The sequence below is a fragment of the Duncaniella muris genome (genome assembly GCF_003024805.1).
Classification (GTDB): domain Bacteria; phylum Bacteroidota; class Bacteroidia; order Bacteroidales; family Muribaculaceae; genus Duncaniella; species Duncaniella muris.
Genome location: NZ_PUEC01000016.1, coordinates 29,926 through 46,545 on the forward strand (window position 1 = coordinate 29,926; position 16,620 = coordinate 46,545).

Consider the following 16,620-nt stretch of genomic DNA (forward strand, 5'->3'; position numbering starts at 1 on the left):
CATCTCGACGAATAATCTTCTTACCTTAAATCTAATACCATGAAAAACTGATGCAAAGGTATAGACTTTTTGGGATATGTCAAATATTTATGTTTAAAAACATCTTTGTTTTAACTTTATTTTACTATTCGGGTATTGGAATGAGATTTTGTTAACAGGGATTAAGCTTTTGCGGAGATTAAGAGGCCGTTTTTAAACAGCCCCTAAGAACTTTGGAGCGGCGGCTATTTCCGGGTGATGGAAAAAATGTTGACAGCGTTGCCTCCGCGTTTTTTGCGGCCCTGGGAGGTGACGACCATGTATTTTCCGTCGGCTGACCGACCGAGGCCTACTGGGTAGGAGTCGCAGCGGATCGAGGTTTCGAGTTTCATGGTCCGGGCGTTGACTATGTCGATACGGTTGGCGAAGTTGCAGGCAGCATAGACATATCTGCCGTCGGGCGAGACTTCGATGGTGCGCGCGCCGGCACCAACCTTGCATCCTTTCCATCCGTTTGCCTTGATGGCGCGGCGTTTTGCGGCCGAGGCCGAGGCGATGGCGCTGCCGAGGCTGTCGGTGTGAATTTTCCAGACCATGCCGTTGACGTTGCAGGAGGCGAAGAGGTTTTTGCCGTGGAGGGTGAGGTGTCTTACATTATATATATTGTTGATGAAGCCTATGTGTTTCATGGTTTTCAGGTCGACCACGGCTATGGAGCCTGCCATGCAGCCGATGAGCATGTGGCGGTCGCCGGGGAGGAAAACTGTGCCGCGCAGGAGGTAGCCGGAGTTGGAATCGCGGTTCACGGATTCGTTAAGCGGAAAGTCGAGTCTGAGTTTGTTGCCGATAGTGACGGGCGGCAGATGGCTCCAGCGGGCCGGATCGGGCGAGGAGATGTCAATCAGGCCTACGGTGTTGTCGCCCCAGTGGGTGACTGCAAGAAGTCGGCCGGAGTTTGAGACGGAGACCATCTTGGGGAGAGGGCCGGTGTCAAACATGCGGACAATCGAGTCGGTGCGGGTGTCAACCACGGCCATTGCCGAGGGGTCTTGGGCATTGATGTCGAAAGTGCGGCGGTAGTATGGAATCCAAAGGTATCGGCCGCTGTGGGAGAAGGTCATTTCCACGGGTTTGCCGCTGAAAGATCTGCGTGCGCCGTTGGGGTAGTGTTCCCATTTGTAGTGTGGCGAAGAGGTCCAGTTGTCGCCTTGTCCGGTTTTGAATGTGTGGTTTATGACTTTGAGCTTGCGCATGCTTCGGGCATCATAGACTATGGTGCGGCAGCCTTCAAGTGAGTTCACATAGAAGCGAGAGCCGTCGGGGTGGAAGGCGGCTGATTTTGGCGAGTGGATGTCGGTGTCATAGGTGGAGCGCTGCGAGGCGTTGAACTGCTGCTTTTTGCCGATATTGGTGATGGTGATTGCTCCGTCGCGTGTCGAGGCTTTGTCGCCTATTTCGGAGCGGACCAGGGCTGGTTCGTCGGTCTGCGCTGTGGCCGGAATGAATGTTGCGGCAGTCAGGAGCATGGCTGTAGCCGCGCGCATGATGAGCCGGAGAGGGTGTGTCGGGTGGTGTGATGTCATTTTCCTTTGATGGTTTGTTGAAATGATTGGTCAGGTTGGAATTTGATTTCTATAAGCTGTTTTTAACAGCCCTTTAAATTGTGTGTCGATGAATCATCGGTGGTTCCGTGTGTCGGATTGCAACGCATGAAAAAATGCGGGCGCTAAGATAATGAAAATTTTGCAGATAGCATCTGTCGGGAATACAAAAAAGCGGTCTGAGCGCACGGGGTGAGGCTCAGACCGCTTGATATGTGGGTGTGTGGAAGGAAAGGCCTATTCCTTTGCCGGGAAGGCGCTTATTCCCACTCGATTGTGGCCGGCGGTTTGGAGGAGATGTCGTAGCAGACGCGGTTGACGCCGCGGACTTTGTTGATGATATCGTTGCTGACTTTGGCCATGAAGTCGTAGGGGAGGTGGGCCCAGTCGGCGGTCATGGCGTCGGTCGAGGTTACGGCGCGCAGGGCTATGGCACGTTCGTAGGTGCGTTCGTCGCCCATGACTCCTACGCTCTGCACGGGGAGGAGGATGGCTCCTGCCTGCCATACTTTGTCATAGAGATCCCAGTCGCGGAGGCCGCGGATAAAGATGTCGTCGGCGTCCTGGAGGATGCGGACTTTCTCAGGGGTGATGTCGCCGAGAATGCGGACGGCGAGGCCGGGGCCGGGGAAGGGGTGACGTTTGATGAGGTGGTCTGGCATGCCGAGCTGACGGCCTACGGCGCGGACTTCGTCTTTGAAGAGCAGACGGAGGGGTTCGCACAGACGGAGGTTCATCTTTTCGGGCAGACCGCCTACGTTGTGGTGGCTCTTGATGGTTGTGCCGGTGATGGAGAGGCTTTCGATGCAGTCGGGGTAGATGGTTCCCTGAGCGAGCCATTTGACGTCTTTGATCTTATGGGCTTCTTCATCAAACACATCGATGAAGCCTTTGCCTATGATCTTGCGCTTGCGTTCGGGCTCGGTGACTCCGGCGAGTTCGCTGAAGAATTTTTCAGAGGCGTCGACGCCGATCACGTTGAGGCCGAGACATTCGTAGTCGTGGAGCACGTCGCGGAATTCGTTTTTGCGCAGCATGCCGTGGTCTACGAAGATGCAGGTGAGGTTCTTGCCGATGGCGCGGTTGAGGAGCACTGCGGCTACCGAGGAGTCGACTCCGCCACTGAGGCCGAGCACCACCTTGTCATCGCCGAGCTGCTCTTTGAGCTGGGCCACTGTAGATTCGATGAATGATTCGGCAGTCCAGTCCTGCTTGCCGCCGCAGATGTCGACCACGAAGTTGCGCAGAAGCTGGGTTCCGTGTTCCGAGTGGTAGACTTCGGGGTGGAACTGCACGCCCCAGGTCTTTTCGCCTTCAACCTGATAGGCGGCTATTGCAACCTTGTCGGTGGAGGCTATGGTGTTGAATGAGTCGGGGATCGCGGTGATGGTGTCGCCGTGGCTCATCCACACCTGTGATCCTGCGGGGATGTTTTTGAACAGAGGGTTCGCGGTGTCGATCTTTGTCAGGTGGGCACGGCCGTATTCGCGTGAAGGAGCGGGTTCCACACTGCCGCCTGAGGTGTAGGCGATGAACTGAGCTCCGTAGCAGATGCCGAGCACCGGCAGGTGTCCGCGCAGGCGCGAGAGTTCGGTGTGGAAGGCTTTTTCATCGTAGACCGAGAAGGGGGAGCCTGAGAGAATCACGCCGATGACCGAGGGGTCGTCGTAGGGGAACTTGTTGTAGGGCAAGATCTCGCAGTATTCGCCGAGCTCGCGCACACGGCGTCCGATGAGCTGTGTGGTCTGCGATCCGAAGTCGAGAATGATTATCTTTTCCTGCATAAAGTGGGAATAAGAGATGGTTGTGGTAATGGATTGATTTCTGAGTGCAAATTTACTCAAAAATCGTGAGATTTTCACCCCGTCGCAATAAAGATGGTGAAATTTTATTAAAGCGCCTCAAAAGTGCTTTAAAATAGGCTCAAATAGTAGTTTAAAGGCGGTTATGTGAGAAAAATTGAGTAATTTTGCGGGCTAATTCAAAATGAGACAATGAACAGAATAAAACTTTTTCTGACCGATGTAGACGGGACGCTGACTGACGGGGGTATGTATTACACCGCCGGGGGTGATGCCATGAAAAAGTTCAACGCGCGCGACGGCATGGGGCTGCTGCTCCTTCAGAAGGCCGGCATAAAGGTGGGGATCATCACCAGCGAGAACACCGGCATTGTCAGAAGCCGTGCCGAAAAGCTCGGTGTGGATTTTCTTGTCCAGGGCCGGCGTGACGGCGGCAAGCTTGAAGCCGCGCTTGAGATCTGTGCTCGGATAGGCATCGGGCTTGACGAGGTGTCATACATAGGCGATGATGTCAATTGCAGCGATCTGCTGCGCGCCGCTGGTGTGGCTGCCTGTCCGGCCGATGCGATGGCTGCTGTCAAGGCTATAGAAGGAATACGGATAATGAATCTTAAAGGAGGAGAGGGCTGTGTGCGGGAGTTTGCCGAAGCGGTCCTTTCCGGGGAATATTAATACGTTGTTAAAAAACAACCTCTGAACAAACTCTGAAAAAAAATGAGCAAAGTAAAAATATCAGTGACTTTCATGCTGCTTGCGGTGACGTTCTGCGTCTGCCTCATAGTCAGCAATCTGATGGAGATAAAGACTGTGGATCTTGGCCCGCTGACCATAACCGCGGGCGTGGTGGTCTTTCCGATCTCCTATATTCTCAACGACTGCATAGTCGAGGTCTATGGCTTCAGCAAGGCGCGTCTTGTCATCTGGCTCGGCTTCGGGATGAATCTTCTTGTCTCGCTGCTGCTGCAGCTCGGCATCTGGCTTCCAGGAGCGCCGTCGTGGCAGGGCCAGGAGGCTATGGAGGTGGTCTTCGGGGCTGTCCCGCGCATCTTCGCGGCCAGTTTCATTGCCTTCCTGTGTGGCTCGATGGTCAATGCCTATGTGATGTCGCGCATGAAGGCTGCCTCTAACGGACGCCGCTTTTCTCTGCGGGCCATCGTGTCGTCGCTGTGGGGCGAGGGGGTTGATTCGGTGATCTTCTTCCCGATAGCTTTCGGCGGCATCCTTGCATGGAATGAAATAGCGATGCTGATCATCACGCAGACCTTCCTGAAGACTTTCTACGAGGTGCTGATCCTGCCGGTGACCATGAGGGTTGTAAAGATGCTGCGCGATCATGAAGGCGGCGATGTGACAGATGACAGCCGGACGTCATACAAATGGTGGAAGATCAATGAAATATGAAGGTGTCAAGTGGGTGTGGTTCGATCTTGACGACACTCTGATTGATTTTCATGCCAATTCGCGGCTGGCCAATGCGATCATCTATCGCGAGGCCGGCCTTGACCGCTATTATGCCACTCCTGAGCAGTGGATCGAGGCATATGAGGGGCACAACCGCCTGCTGTGGGAGCGCTACAGCCGAGGGGAGATCACGCAGGGTTTTCTGCGTGTCGACCGTTTCGCCACACCGCTGTCTCCCCGCTGGGCCGGAAGTCGCGAAGATCTTGAAGCCTTCTGCTGGAGGCTCGACAGGGAGTATCTCGACCGGCTTGCCGAGCAGACGGTGATGATTGACGGTGCCGTTGAGCAGCTCTCCCGCCTGCGCGCGCATTATAATATAGGTGTGCTCAGCAACGGGTTCAAGGAAGTGCAGCATCGGAAGCTGGAAAACACCGGACTCGCGCCGCTTGTGGATCTTGTGGTGCTCAGCGATGACGTGGGCTTCAACAAACCTGACCTGCGTATCTTTGCCCATGCCATGAAGCGCGCCGGAGAGATGGATCCGCAGGCCCATCTGATGATCGGCGACAACCTTGCGGCCGATGTAGGCGGGGCTGTCAGGGTGGGCTGGCGTGCAATACACTTCGACCGCACTCAGCCGGGGTTGCGCTGGAGAGGAAGCCATATTGCCATAGCCGATCTGAAGCTGCTTGAGGGGCTTCTGTGAGGCTTTTTCGGCGTTTTTTCTCGCTAAAGTGGTGAGAAAGTGAAATTTAAGCAAAAAATTATAGGAATTATAGTTGATAATCCAAAAAAAGTTCCGATATTTGCACTTGCAAAAAATTGCGCCTTGAAAAAGCGCAACGTCAAAGATATTAACCAATTATAAAATTCATATTGTAATGACTAAAGCTGACATCGTTAACGAGATCTCAAAATCAACCGGAATTGACAAGGCCAACGTGCTCGAAACCATCGAGAAATTCATGGAGACCGTAAAGGAATCTCTCTCTCACGGCGAAAACGTCTATCTTCGCGGCTTCGGTAGCTTCATCACCAAGGTGCGTTCGGAAAAGACTGCCCGTAACATATCAAAGAACACCACTATCATCATCCCCGAACACCGCATCCCCGCTTTCAAGCCCGCCAAGGTGTTTATGGAAGAGGTTAAGGATCTGAAATAATTCTGCCTGCCAGAAAATCCAACTTTTAGTTAAACAAAATAAATACCAACCACATGCCAAGCGGAAAGAAAAGAAAAGGCCACAAGATGGCTACCCACAAGCGTAAAAAACGCCTTCGCAAAAACCGCCACAAGAAGAAATAATTCTTGCGTAGTTGCGTAATGAACACGAAGAACAAACTCTTTTGCCCGGCTCTTGAACAAAGACGCACGCAAAAGGTTTGTTCTTTGCGTCATTTCTCTAATCCGGATAACGCTTATCAATGAAAAGTGAACTGATTGTAGACGTACAGCCCGGTGAGGTTTCGATAGCCTTGCTTGAGGATTCGCGGCTCGTCTCCTTGCAGAAGGAGTCGCGCAACATCGCCTACGCTGTCGGAGACATCTATCTTGCCAAAGTCAAGAAACTGATGCCCGGCCTTAACGCCGCCTTCGTCAACGTGGGCTACGAGAAGGACGCTTTTCTTCATTATCTGGATCTCGGTTCTCAATTCTCCACCTACTCGGCCTTTCTGAAGGCCATTCTCGTCGACAAGAAGTCTGATACCACCGTCCCGAAAATCAAGCGCCTGCCCGACATCGACAAACACGGCGCCATCACCGGCGTCCTGGAGCCGGGCCAGGAACTCATGGTTCAGATAGTCAAGGAGCCTATCTCGTCGAAAGGCCCCCGTCTGACCACTGAGATCACTTTCACCGGACGCTACATGGTGCTCATACCATTCGGCGACAAGATCTCCCTTTCGCAGAAAATCAAGACCACGGAAGAAAAACTCCGCCTGCGTCAGCTCATCGAAAGCATCAAGCCGAAAAACTTCGGAGTAATCATCCGCACCTCGGCCGAAGGAAAGAGCGTAAGGGAGCTGCACCACGAGCTCAAAACCCTCCTGCGCTGCTGGGAGGAGACAGTGGCAAAAGCGCAGAAAGCAAGCGCCCCGGCTCTCATTTTTGAAGAGGAAAGCCGCATCGTCGGAATGCTTCGCGACGTATTCAGCCCCACTTTCGAGAGCATTCATGTCAATGACAAGGAAATCTTCAGCCAGATTTCAAAGTATGTCAACCTCATTTCACCGGAGAGCAAAGACATCGTCAAGCTTTATGAGGACGATGTCCCCATCTTCGATCATTTCAGCATCACCCGCCAGATAAAATCGTCGTTCGGAAAGACGGTTTCATTCAAATCCGGCGCCTATGTAATCATCGAACATACCGAGGCACTCCATGTCATTGACGTCAACTCCGGCAACCGCTCGAAAGCCGCACCTGACCAGGAAAGCAACGCGCTTGAGGTCAACCTGCGGGCCGCCGACGAGATAGCCCGCCAGCTGCGCCTGCGCGACATGGGCGGCATCATCGTCATCGACTTCATCGACATGAACAAAGCCGAGCACCGGCAGAAACTCTATGAACACATGCGCGAGGTGATGGCCAATGACCGCGCCCGCCACAACATTCTGCCGCTGAGCAAGTTCGGGCTGATGCAGATCACCCGCCAGAGAGTGCGCCCGGTGCTTGACATAAACACCTCCGAAACCTGCCCGTCGTGTCACGGCAAAGGCGAGGTGCGCCCGTCGCTGCTCTTCACCGATCTGCTGCACGAAAAACTCGACTATCTGGTCAACACGCTTAAGACCAAACACTTTGTGCTCTATGTGCACCCCTTCGTGTCGGCCTATCTGAAGAAAGGTTTCCCGTCGCTCTACCGTCGCTGGCAGCTTGAATTCGGCTTCAACTTCCGGATCGTGCCTGACGAATCGCTCGCCTATCTGCAGTATCGCGTACTTGACCGCGACCGCAACGAAATCGACCTCAAGGAAGAGAAAGACATGGACTCCTCGGCATCGAAATCAAAAGCAAAAACCAAGAACCGAACCCAGGAAGATTAGCATCCAAGCCTTTTCCCTGTTCTTACGAACCCTATCAGAAACCTCCCGTCGCAGACTGCAAGGTCTGAGCCGGGAGGTTTTTCGCATCTTCCGGCAGTAGCGGCAGTCAGGGAATGGAGGGTGCTGAGTCCGTGTGTCGGCGTGGTTGGCCTTAAGAACAATTTCGAGGAGATTTTTTGTAGAGATTAAATTTGCTTTACAACTTTTTATGACTAATTTTGCAAGGGCTAAGAACGCCTGTGCGTAATTGGCCCGAAATCAATTTAATCACAACTAATTATAAGCATTAATTTATTATTTTTCATATCATGGATATTTCCCACATCGAGCACGTAGGCATCGCAGTTCCTGATCTGAAGGAAGCCATCGCCTTTTACGAAAACACTCTTGGCCTTAAATGTTTTGCCATTGAAGAAGTTGAAGATCAGAAAGTACGCACCGCCTTCTTCAAGGTAGGCCAGACCAAGATCGAACTTCTTGAAGGAACTTCTCCTGAAAGCGCCATCTCAAAGTTTATCGCCAACAACGGCGGCCGCGGCGGCATCCAGCACATCGCATTCGCCATTGAAGACGGTGTGGCCAACGCTCTGGCAGAAGTCGAAGGCAAAGGCTGCCGTCTGATCGACAAGGCTCCGCGCAAGGGTGCCGAAGGTCTGAACATCGCGTTCCTTCACCCGAAATCAACTTGCGGTACTCTTATCGAACTCTGCGAGGACCCCAACAAGTAACATCCATCTCCCATCCCCGTCAGCAATGACGGAGACAGAAGAAATCTACAACCAAGAACTCCACCCATTTTACTTCGAAACAAATGAGTAACCAGCTTGAAAAAGTAAAAGAGCTTATCGCCCTTCGCGAAGAAGCCCGCTTAGGCGGTGGCGAAAAGGCCATTCAAAAACAGCACGAGAGAGGCAAATACACAGCCCGCGAGCGTATCGCACAGCTTCTCGATGAAGGCTCTTTTGAGGAAATCGACATGTTTGTCCGTCATCGTTGCTACAACTTCGGACAGGAAAAGAAAAGCTATCTCGGCGACGGCGTTGTGACCGGCTACGGCACAATCGACGGCCGACTCGTATATGTATTCGCTCAGGACTTCACCGTGTTCGGCGGATCTCTCAGCGAGACAATGGCCCTCAAGATCTGCAAGATCATGGACATGGCCATGAAGATGGGCGCACCCGTCATAGGTCTCAACGACTCAGGCGGCGCACGTATCCAGGAAGGCATCAACGCCCTCGCAGGCTATGCCGAAATTTTCCAGCGCAACATCCTCGCCTCAGGCGTGATTCCCCAGATCTCCGGCATCCTCGGCCCCTGCGCCGGCGGTGCGGTGTATTCTCCAGCGCTGACTGACTTCACCATCATGACCAAGGGCATCAGCTACATGTTCCTCACCGGCCCGAAGGTGGTCAAGACCGTGACCGGCGAAGACGTGACCCAAGAAGCACTCGGCGGCGCAACCGTGCACTCGCAGAAGAGCGGTGTGGCACACTTCGCAGCCGAAGACGGCGAAGAGACCCTGCGCATCATCCGCAAGCTCTTCAGCTACATCCCCCAGAACAACCTCGAAGAACCGCCGCTGGTTGAATGCAACGACCCCATTGACCGTCTGGAAGACTCTCTGAACGAGATCGTGCCTGACTCGGCCAACCATCCCTATGACATGTATGAGGTCATCAACGCAATCGTCGACAACGGCGAATTCCTTGAAATCCAGCGCGAATACGCAAAAAATATCATCATCGGCTTTGCCCGTTTCAACGGCCAGGCAGTCGGCATAGTTGCCAACCAGCCCAAATATCTCGCCGGTGTGCTTGACAGCAACGCATCTCGCAAGGGTGCCCGCTTTGTCCGCTTCTGCGATGCCTTCAACATTCCTCTGGTGACCCTCGTCGACGTCCCCGGCTTCCTCCCCGGTACCGGTCAGGAATACAACGGCGTGATCCTCCACGGCGCCAAGCTCCTCTATGCCTACGGCGAGGCCACAGTGCCCAAGGTGACAGTCACACTGCGCAAGAGCTACGGCGGCAGCCACATCGTGATGTCATGCAAGCAGCTTCGCGGCGACATGAACTACGCATGGCCCACGGCAGAAATCGCTGTTATGGGTGGCGCAGGCGCTGTTGAAGTGCTCTATGCCAAGGAAGCCAAGGCAGCTGAAGATCCTGCCAAGGTGCTCCGCGAAAAGGAAGACGAATACAACAAGCTCTTCTGCAACCCCTACAACGCCGCCCGCTACGGCTATATCGACGACGTCATCGAACCTCGCAACACCCGCTTCCGCATCATCCGTGCCCTGCAGCAGCTTGCGACCAAGAAGGTTGTCAACCCGGCCAAGAAACACGGCAACATACCTCTCTAAACCGCGAGGGAAGGTCACCCCAAACCGATAAAACAAACATCAGAAAAAGTTATGAAGAAAAGACTTTTAACGCTGTTGCTGGTGACTCTCGCCTGTGTCACGGCAGTGTCGGCCCAAGGTCGCCGCGGTCTGCGCCTCAACGAGGTGATGATCGCCAACGACTCCACAAGTGTGGTGGACGACTTCGGCCGTTACAGTGCCTGGGTTGAGCTTTACAACTCGACTTTCGCACCGCTGGAGATCTCAAGCGTCTTCATCACCAACGACCGCAGCAACAATACTCTCTATCCCGTGCCTTTAGGCGACGTGAATACCGAGATTCCCGCCCGTCAGCATGTGCTGTTCTGGGCCGACGGAGAGCCCAACAAGGGAACTTTCCATCTGAATTTCACCTTCACTCCCGGTGAGGACAACTATCTTGCCATCTATGACGCCAACGGCCTGTCGCTCATCGACGAGATCGTGGTGCCCGGCAACCTGCTCCCCGGACAGTCATATGCCCGCAAGGCTGACGGCGAAGGCGGTATCAACAACCCTGAGGACTGGGAAGTGCGTGACGGCTCGGAAGCCAAGTATATCACGCCTTCAAGCAACAACATCATCAAGAGCACCAACAATAAGGTGGACAGCTTCGCTGAAAACGATCCCCACGGATTTGCGATGGCTGTGATGGCGATGTGCATCGTGTTCTCGGCGCTGCTCGTGCTTTCGATCTGCTTCTACATCATCAGCCGCATCGGAGCCTCTGTGTCGCGCTCTCGCAAGATCAAGGCTCTCAGCTCAGATGACGAAGAACTGGCAGACCACCATCACGAACAGGATTCAGGTGAGGTCATCGCCGCTATCTCGGCAGCTCTCTCCGAGCATCTCGATGCTCATGATCGCGAAAGCACAGTGCTGACCATCAACAAGGTGCGTCGTGCCTATTCGCCCTGGAGCTCGAAGATCTACAATCTGCGCGAACTTCCCCGCAAATAATCGTGTCCACCTCATTAACACTTTCAACCATTGAAACACTATCACGACAATGAAAGAATATAAATATAGAATCAACGGTAACCCATACACCGTCAAAGTCGGCGACATCGACAACAATATCGCCAAGGTGGAGGTCAACGGTGTTCCCTATAAGGTGGAACTCGAAAAGACCGAAAAGCCTGTGACCATCGTAACCGCCCCGCGTCCATCGGCAGCTCCCCGCACAGAGAGCGGCGCCAAGGTGATCGCCAAACCCAAAGCCGCAGCCGCAGGCTACAGCGTCGAGGCTCCTCTGCCCGGTGTGGTAGTTTCGGTCAACGTCAAAGTGGGAGATGTCGTCAAGGCATCTGACACTGTAGTCGTGCTTGAGGCCATGAAAATGGAAAATGCCATCCATGCAGGCCAGGATGGCACAGTTGCCTCGATCGCTGTCTCGGCAGGTGATTCCGTGCTCCAGGGTGCAGCCCTCATTACCCTCGAATAAAAAGAGTGAGTGTAGTCTTACAATCTGATTGAAAACCTCACTTCCAAGTAACAGCATCAATTATGTTTAGCGAATTCTTAACCCAAAACCTTCAGGAGTTCTGGCATCTGACAGGTTTCTACAACGCCACGTGGCAGCATCTGGTGATGCTGGTGGTGGGCTTGTTCTTCATCTGGCTTGCCATTAAGAAGAACTTCGAGCCCATGCTCCTCGTGCCTATAGGTTTCGGTATCCTTATCGGCAATGTGCCCTTCAACACTACCGCCGGTCTGGAAATCGGTATTTATGAAGAAGGCTCCGTGCTCAATATCCTCTACAACGGTGTGAGTGCAGGCTGGTATCCGCCTCTGATCTTCCTCGGCATCGGCGCCATGACCGACTTCTCGGCACTGATCGCCAATCCGAAGCTCATGCTCATCGGCGCTGCCGCGCAGTTCGGTATCTTCGGTGCCTACATGGTGGCTCTTCTTTTAGGCTTTGCTCCTGACCAGGCCGGTGCGCTTGCCATCATCGGCGGTGCCGACGGTCCGACAGCAATCTTCCTTTCGTCGAAACTCGCTCCGAACCTAATGGGCGCCATTGCCGTGTCGGCTTACTCCTATATGGCTCTCGTGCCAGTGATCCAGCCGCCGCTGATGCGCTTGCTGACCACCAAGAACGAGCGTCTGATCAAGATGAAGCCCGCGCGTGCCGTGTCGCAGAACGAAAAGATCATTTTCCCGATCGTGGGTCTGATCCTCACCTGCTTCGTTGTGCCTTCGGGTCTGCCGCTGCTCGGCATGCTCTTCTTCGGCAACCTTCTGCGTGAGTGCGGTGTCACCAACCGTCTGGCCAAGACTGCCAGCAATGCCCTCACCGATATTGTCACCATCCTTCTGGGCATGACAGTCGGCGCATCGACCCAGGCGTCAGAGTTCCTGACTTCGGAGACTATCTGCATCTTCCTTCTTGGCTTCATGGCGTTTATCATCGCCTCGGCCAGCGGTGTGATCTTCGTCAAGCTCTTTAATCTGGTTCTTCCGAAGTCCAAGAAGATCAATCCGCTTATCGGCAACGCCGGCGTTTCGGCCGTTCCGATGTCGGCACGTATTTCAAACAACCTCGGTCTGGAATACGATCCGAGCAACTACCTGCTGATGCACGCTATGGGCCCGAACGTGGCCGGTGTGATCGGTTCGGCTGTGGCAGCCGGTGTGCTTCTCGGATTCCTTGCCTGATGATATCAGGATCTGAATATCCCTTATAAAAACGCAGGGGCATAAATTTTAGCTGAATAAAATGTTATGCCTCTGCGTTTTTCATGATTACTTTCCTGCGATAAGTTATTTGTAATAAGTAACTCTGAAAAATTAATTTATACTATATGCGGAATTTATTCAGAGGCAGAATCGAGGAATGAAGAGGGAGTTTATAGACATAAACGACCGATGAAGAACTTGATTCTGACCGGAATAAAACCGCAGAGAGTATAAAAGATCCTCCATAGGAGATACTAATGTACATTATATCGTTTAATTTTGAAGAGTTACTTAAAAATTGTTCCAGGAATCCGGCCCTGATTGAGAACCATTGTGGCGGCAGGGGTGTTTATAAAATAGAAATTCTCACATCCGTATGCGTTTGATTTCAACTGCAGACCTCTTTTTTCGCCAATGCGGCACAGTGCATAGTGAATCGGCAGGCCTGATTTAAACCGAACAATAAGGTCCGGAACATTTATCCATTCTTTCTGATTTATGGTAACACGAAAACTTATTGATGCTCTCTACCGGAAATATAATCGGCCTCCGGCGTCGACAGACGAGCTTAACTTTTCTCTGCTTTTTGACTATGCGCTGGAAAATCACGGCATAGTCATTGATGAGGATGACCTGTTTATCGGAAGCGTTGATCCGTCATCGCCGTTTGCCAGAATTCCGCTCAGGCATATACACGAGATATTTGAATTTGAAAACCAGATAGCGATCGTGTTGCGCAACTCGATTGTCTTTCTGAGCAAGTCAGACTCTAAAGTGAATGTGCATCTGCGTATGGAAAAAACATCGGTCTGGTCGCGCATCAAAGATTCGTTGCTATATAGAGACTGACCGCCCGGCCGCTATTCTGTAATTACTTGTAATGATAAAGGATTCTTTCAACCGTGTGGCCCTTCTGACAGGGACTGAGGCTTTCGGGACTCTGGCCTCGCGCAGGGTCATAATCTTCGGCGTAGGCGGCGTGGGGAGCTGGACTGCCGAGACTCTGGTGCGCAGCGGTATAGCCCGGCTGACTATTGTCGATGCGGATACAGTGGCCGCCTCTAACATCAACCGTCAGCTGCCGGCCACGTCATCAACGGTAGGCCGTGTGAAAGTCGAGGTGATGAAGCAGCGTCTGCTTGACATCAACCCTGATGCCGAGATTGAAGCCATCCATGATTTTTATAACGCCGAAACCCAGTCGCGCTACGATCTCAGGGACTATGACTATGTCATAGATGCCATTGATTCGCTGGCTGACAAGGCTCTGCTCATTCTGAACGCAACGGCGGCAATGGCCGAGACGGCCAAAAGTTCCCGACCGGTGCGCTTCTACTCATCGATGGGAGCGGCTCTCAAGCTTGACCCCTCGCGCATAGCCGTGGCTGAGTTCTGGAGAGTGAAAGGCTGCCCGCTTGCAGCGGCTTTAAGGCGCAAGTTTAAAAAATCGGGTGTTTTTCCTACCCGCAAGTTCCGCTGTGTCTATTCCGACGAACTGGTCGCAAATCATGCTGATGCGGTTATGCTCGCTGACCGGAGCGGGGCCATGACCTACGGAAAAGTGGCAGTCAACGGGGCTTTCATGCACATTACAGCTGTTTTCGGAATCACTCTTGCCTCTCTTGTCATCCGCGATGCCATCGGAAAGACTGTCTGAACGGACTTGAGATGTGCTTGTCAACCAAGCGCTAAGTCTCCTGTGATTAAGGAAATCTTTCATTATTGTAAATTTTGTTTTGATTCTGATAATTCCGACCTTTGCGCCCGAATTGTCAGTACCGACAGGTCACTTGGCCTGCTGTTTTTTGCCTTAAATTCACGTTTTTGAAAAATCAATCATAATCCATGAAATAAAAACTTTAGAAATGGTAACAGCTATTGTCACGTTTTTTATCCTCGGCTATCTGTGCATCGCACTTGAGAGTGTGTTGAAGATCAACAAAGCCGTACCCGCACTGCTTATGTGTGTTATCTGCTGGACTCTCTACGCCTGCGGCGTGGGCGACAGCGCTGACTATTCCGGACGTCTGCTCCATCATCTCGGAGAAACCTGCGAGATTCTCTTCTTCCTCATGGGCGCCATGACCATCGTCGAGATCGTCGATGCCAACGGCGGATTCTACTTCGTTCATGACGCATTGGCCACCAAAAGTAAGAAAACACTTCTGTGGCGCATCACAGCCATGACCTTCATCCTCTCGGCCATACTTGACAATCTTACCACCTCGATCGTGATGATCATGGTGTTGCGCAAGCTGATCGAAGACCATAAAGACCGCATGATCTATGGCGGCATCATCATAATCGCGGCCAATGCCGGCGGAGCCTTCTCGCCGATCGGCGACGTTACCACCATCATGCTCTGGATCAAAGGCATGATCTCGACCGGCGGTGTGATCTCACAGCTCATCATCCCCTCGATTGTCTCGGTTGTCGTCTCGGCTCTCTGCGTCTCGCTCTACCTCAAAGGCGAGGTCGTGGCTCCGAAACGGTCTGAAGCCAATGAAGTCAGGAATTCTCCGGCTGACCGCAAGATCATACTCATCTTCGGTGTGGGCGGCCTGATCTTCGTGCCTATCTTCAGAATGCTCACCGGTCTGCCCCCTTTCATGGGCATACTCCTCGCTCTCGGTGTGCTGTGGCTTGTAAGCGAATGGCGCTCCAACCGCTGCTCTATCCTGGCCGGTGACTCACATCTGAAAGTGACAACTCTGCTTTCGCGCATTGACCTCGCCACCATACTCTTCTTTCTCGGCATTCTCCTCGCAGTGGCCACCCTCCAGGAAACCGGAGTGCTCACCGCGTTCGGCCAGTGGCTCAATGAAGTCTCCAATGGTAACCACTATCTTGTGACCGGTGTCATCGGCGTGGTTTCAAGCATCGTCGACAACGTGCCCCTCGTGGCAGGCTGCATGGACATGTATGCCATCGCTCCGACCGGCGATTTTGCCTGCGACGGATTGTTCTGGCAGCTGCTTGCCTACTGTGCAGGAGTCGGCGGCTCGATGCTCATCATCGGATCGGCAGCCGGAGTCGTGGTCATGGGCCTCGAAAAAATCAGCTTCGGCTGGTATCTGCGCCGTTTCACCTGGATTGCCTTCGCCGGCTATATCGCAGGCATGGGAGCCTACGCTCTGGAAACTCTTTTCATGTAATTTTCAGCGGCATTTTAAGCTAAAAAGCTAAAATGTTTTGAAATACGAAAAAGAATTGCTAATTTTGCAGCGCAAATCCGTGAGGCGTCCGCCGGGACAGTCTGAAACAGGGCGTTTTTGCGGCCGTCTCACCAATCAATAACTTAAATATCAATAATCAAGAAACCAAAATGATCATCGTACAAGTAAAAGAAGGTGAAAACATCGAAAAGGCACTGAAGAAATTCAAGCGTAAATTTGAAAAGACCGGCATCGTTCGCGAGCTTCGTTCACGTCAGGCTTTCCAGAAGCCCTCTGTGACCAACCGTAAGAAAATGATGAAGGCTGTTTACGTCCAGCAGCTTCGTGCCAACGAAGAATAAGATTTTTCTGATTAGCACTCTACCTTTAGACAATCAACCGAAAGGAGGTCAGGAAAACACCCGGAAATCACCCGAATTTATTTGAAAGAAACATATTCAATGGCGGTGAAGATTGCAGACTGCAACTCTTCATCGCTATTGTTGTGACTTGAAACGTTATATAATATAATACACCTATATTAATATAGGTATTGATATAAGCATTAC

The 16,620-nt window shown here is 52.6% G+C and carries 17 protein-coding genes; 14 read left to right on the forward strand and 3 right to left on the reverse strand.

The genetic code is table 11. From position 1 onward, the window contains the following. Window positions 1-224 precede the first annotated feature (224 nt). Window positions 225-1,562: a YncE family protein gene (locus tag C5O23_RS07875; protein WP_107032398.1), complete on the reverse strand. Its 1,338-nt coding sequence runs from the start codon at window positions 1,560-1,562 to the stop codon at window positions 225-227. Window positions 1,563-1,840: 278 nt separating this feature from the next. Next, window positions 1,841-3,364 (reverse strand): glutamine-hydrolyzing GMP synthase, encoded by a 1,524-nt coding sequence (gene guaA / locus C5O23_RS07880; RefSeq protein ID WP_107032399.1) that lies wholly within the window; start codon window positions 3,362-3,364, stop codon window positions 1,841-1,843. A gap of 210 nt (window positions 3,365-3,574) precedes the next feature. On the opposite strand from guaA, the gene C5O23_RS07885 reads away from it, so the two are divergent. The 4 genes from C5O23_RS07885 (at window position 3,575) to C5O23_RS07900 (ending at window position 5,946) form a co-directional block, all read left to right on the forward strand. Then, entirely contained in the window at window positions 3,575-4,054 is a 480-nt protein-coding gene (locus C5O23_RS07885) for a KdsC family phosphatase (RefSeq protein ID WP_107032400.1), read from the forward strand. Between the two features lie 42 nt (window positions 4,055-4,096). Next, window positions 4,097-4,783: a queuosine precursor transporter gene (locus tag C5O23_RS07890; RefSeq protein ID WP_107032401.1), complete on the forward strand. Its 687-nt coding sequence runs from the start codon at window positions 4,097-4,099 to the stop codon at window positions 4,781-4,783. Then, on the forward strand, window positions 4,773-5,489 hold the full coding sequence (locus tag C5O23_RS07895; protein ID WP_161553573.1) for a YjjG family noncanonical pyrimidine nucleotidase: 717 nt from the start codon (window positions 4,773-4,775) through the stop codon (window positions 5,487-5,489). Before C5O23_RS07890 ends, C5O23_RS07895 begins: the two co-directional genes overlap by 11 nt. Window positions 5,490-5,664: 175 nt before the next feature. Further along, entirely contained in the window at window positions 5,665-5,946 is a 282-nt protein-coding gene (locus C5O23_RS07900; protein WP_107032403.1) for an HU family DNA-binding protein, read from the forward strand. A gap of 29 nt (window positions 5,947-5,975) precedes the next feature. Here C5O23_RS07900 and C5O23_RS14405 read toward each other — a convergent pair whose 3' ends face one another. Continuing rightward, window positions 5,976-6,182 carry a hypothetical protein gene (locus C5O23_RS14405; protein ID WP_162496193.1) on the reverse strand — a complete coding sequence of 69 codons (207 nt, stop codon included), beginning with the start codon at window positions 6,180-6,182 and terminating at the stop codon, window positions 5,976-5,978. Between the two features lie 26 nt (window positions 6,183-6,208). Here C5O23_RS14405 and C5O23_RS07905 point away from each other — a divergent pair, with 26 nt between their 5' ends. The 10 genes from C5O23_RS07905 to rpsU all read left to right on the forward strand — a co-directional run bounded on the left by C5O23_RS07905 (window position 6,209) and on the right by rpsU (window position 16,413). Beyond that, the gene (locus tag C5O23_RS07905) at window positions 6,209-7,831 is read left to right on the forward strand and encodes an Rne/Rng family ribonuclease (protein ID WP_107032404.1); all 1,623 of its coding nucleotides are present in this window, start codon (window positions 6,209-6,211) and stop codon (window positions 7,829-7,831) included. A gap of 308 nt (window positions 7,832-8,139) precedes the next feature. Then, window positions 8,140-8,559, forward strand: a complete 420-nt coding sequence (mce, locus tag C5O23_RS07910; protein WP_107032405.1) for a methylmalonyl-CoA epimerase — start codon at window positions 8,140-8,142, stop codon at window positions 8,557-8,559. An 83-nt stretch (window positions 8,560-8,642) separates the two neighbouring features. Then, a complete protein-coding gene (locus C5O23_RS07915; RefSeq protein WP_107032406.1) occupies window positions 8,643-10,196 on the forward strand; it encodes an acyl-CoA carboxylase subunit beta in 1,554 nt (517 codons plus the stop codon). 51 nt (window positions 10,197-10,247) lie between these two features. Then, entirely contained in the window at window positions 10,248-11,174 is a 927-nt protein-coding gene (locus C5O23_RS07920; protein WP_107032407.1) for an OadG family transporter subunit, read from the forward strand. Window positions 11,175-11,223: 49 nt separating this feature from the next. After that, window positions 11,224-11,658, forward strand: a complete 435-nt coding sequence (locus C5O23_RS07925) for a biotin/lipoyl-containing protein (protein ID WP_107032408.1) — start codon at window positions 11,224-11,226, stop codon at window positions 11,656-11,658. A gap of 62 nt (window positions 11,659-11,720) precedes the next feature. Further along, window positions 11,721-12,875: a sodium ion-translocating decarboxylase subunit beta gene (locus tag C5O23_RS07930; protein WP_107032409.1), complete on the forward strand. Its 1,155-nt coding sequence runs from the start codon at window positions 11,721-11,723 to the stop codon at window positions 12,873-12,875. 519 nt (window positions 12,876-13,394) lie between these two features. After that, window positions 13,395-13,745, forward strand: a complete 351-nt coding sequence (locus C5O23_RS07935) for a hypothetical protein (RefSeq protein WP_107032410.1) — start codon at window positions 13,395-13,397, stop codon at window positions 13,743-13,745. A gap of 31 nt (window positions 13,746-13,776) precedes the next feature. After that, complete coding sequence (locus C5O23_RS07940; RefSeq protein WP_107032411.1) at window positions 13,777-14,553, forward strand: tRNA threonylcarbamoyladenosine dehydratase; 777 nt, start codon at window positions 13,777-13,779, stop codon at window positions 14,551-14,553. A 208-nt stretch (window positions 14,554-14,761) separates the two neighbouring features. After that, window positions 14,762-16,051, forward strand: coding sequence for a sodium:proton antiporter NhaD (nhaD, locus tag C5O23_RS07945; RefSeq protein WP_107032412.1), 1,290 nt, complete (start codon window positions 14,762-14,764; stop codon window positions 16,049-16,051). A 170-nt stretch (window positions 16,052-16,221) separates the two neighbouring features. Then, on the forward strand, window positions 16,222-16,413 hold the full coding sequence (rpsU, locus tag C5O23_RS07950) for a 30S ribosomal protein S21 (protein WP_107032413.1): 192 nt from the start codon (window positions 16,222-16,224) through the stop codon (window positions 16,411-16,413). The last annotated feature ends 207 nt before the right edge of the window (window positions 16,414-16,620 follow it).

Coding starts and splice junctions, on each gene's coding strand:
- C5O23_RS07875 (WP_107032398.1), bottom strand. CDS start 1,562: ATGACATCACACCACCCGACACACCCTCTCCGGCTCATCATGCGCGCG.
- guaA (WP_107032399.1), bottom strand. CDS start 3,364: ATGCAGGAAAAGATAATCATTCTCGACTTCGGATCGCAGACCACACAG.
- C5O23_RS07885 (WP_107032400.1), top strand. CDS start 3,575: ATGAACAGAATAAAACTTTTTCTGACCGATGTAGACGGGACGCTGACT.
- C5O23_RS07890 (WP_107032401.1), top strand. CDS start 4,097: ATGAGCAAAGTAAAAATATCAGTGACTTTCATGCTGCTTGCGGTGACG.
- C5O23_RS07895 (WP_161553573.1), top strand. CDS start 4,773: ATGAAATATGAAGGTGTCAAGTGGGTGTGGTTCGATCTTGACGACACT.
- C5O23_RS07900 (WP_107032403.1), top strand. CDS start 5,665: ATGACTAAAGCTGACATCGTTAACGAGATCTCAAAATCAACCGGAATT.
- C5O23_RS14405 (WP_162496193.1), bottom strand. CDS start 6,182: ATGACGCAAAGAACAAACCTTTTGCGTGCGTCTTTGTTCAAGAGCCGG.
- C5O23_RS07905 (WP_107032404.1), top strand. CDS start 6,209: ATGAAAAGTGAACTGATTGTAGACGTACAGCCCGGTGAGGTTTCGATA.
- mce (WP_107032405.1), top strand. CDS start 8,140: ATGGATATTTCCCACATCGAGCACGTAGGCATCGCAGTTCCTGATCTG.
- C5O23_RS07915 (WP_107032406.1), top strand. CDS start 8,643: ATGAGTAACCAGCTTGAAAAAGTAAAAGAGCTTATCGCCCTTCGCGAA.
- C5O23_RS07920 (WP_107032407.1), top strand. CDS start 10,248: ATGAAGAAAAGACTTTTAACGCTGTTGCTGGTGACTCTCGCCTGTGTC.
- C5O23_RS07925 (WP_107032408.1), top strand. CDS start 11,224: ATGAAAGAATATAAATATAGAATCAACGGTAACCCATACACCGTCAAA.
- C5O23_RS07930 (WP_107032409.1), top strand. CDS start 11,721: ATGTTTAGCGAATTCTTAACCCAAAACCTTCAGGAGTTCTGGCATCTG.
- C5O23_RS07935 (WP_107032410.1), top strand. CDS start 13,395: ATGGTAACACGAAAACTTATTGATGCTCTCTACCGGAAATATAATCGG.
- C5O23_RS07940 (WP_107032411.1), top strand. CDS start 13,777: ATGATAAAGGATTCTTTCAACCGTGTGGCCCTTCTGACAGGGACTGAG.
- nhaD (WP_107032412.1), top strand. CDS start 14,762: ATGGTAACAGCTATTGTCACGTTTTTTATCCTCGGCTATCTGTGCATC.
- rpsU (WP_107032413.1), top strand. CDS start 16,222: ATGATCATCGTACAAGTAAAAGAAGGTGAAAACATCGAAAAGGCACTG.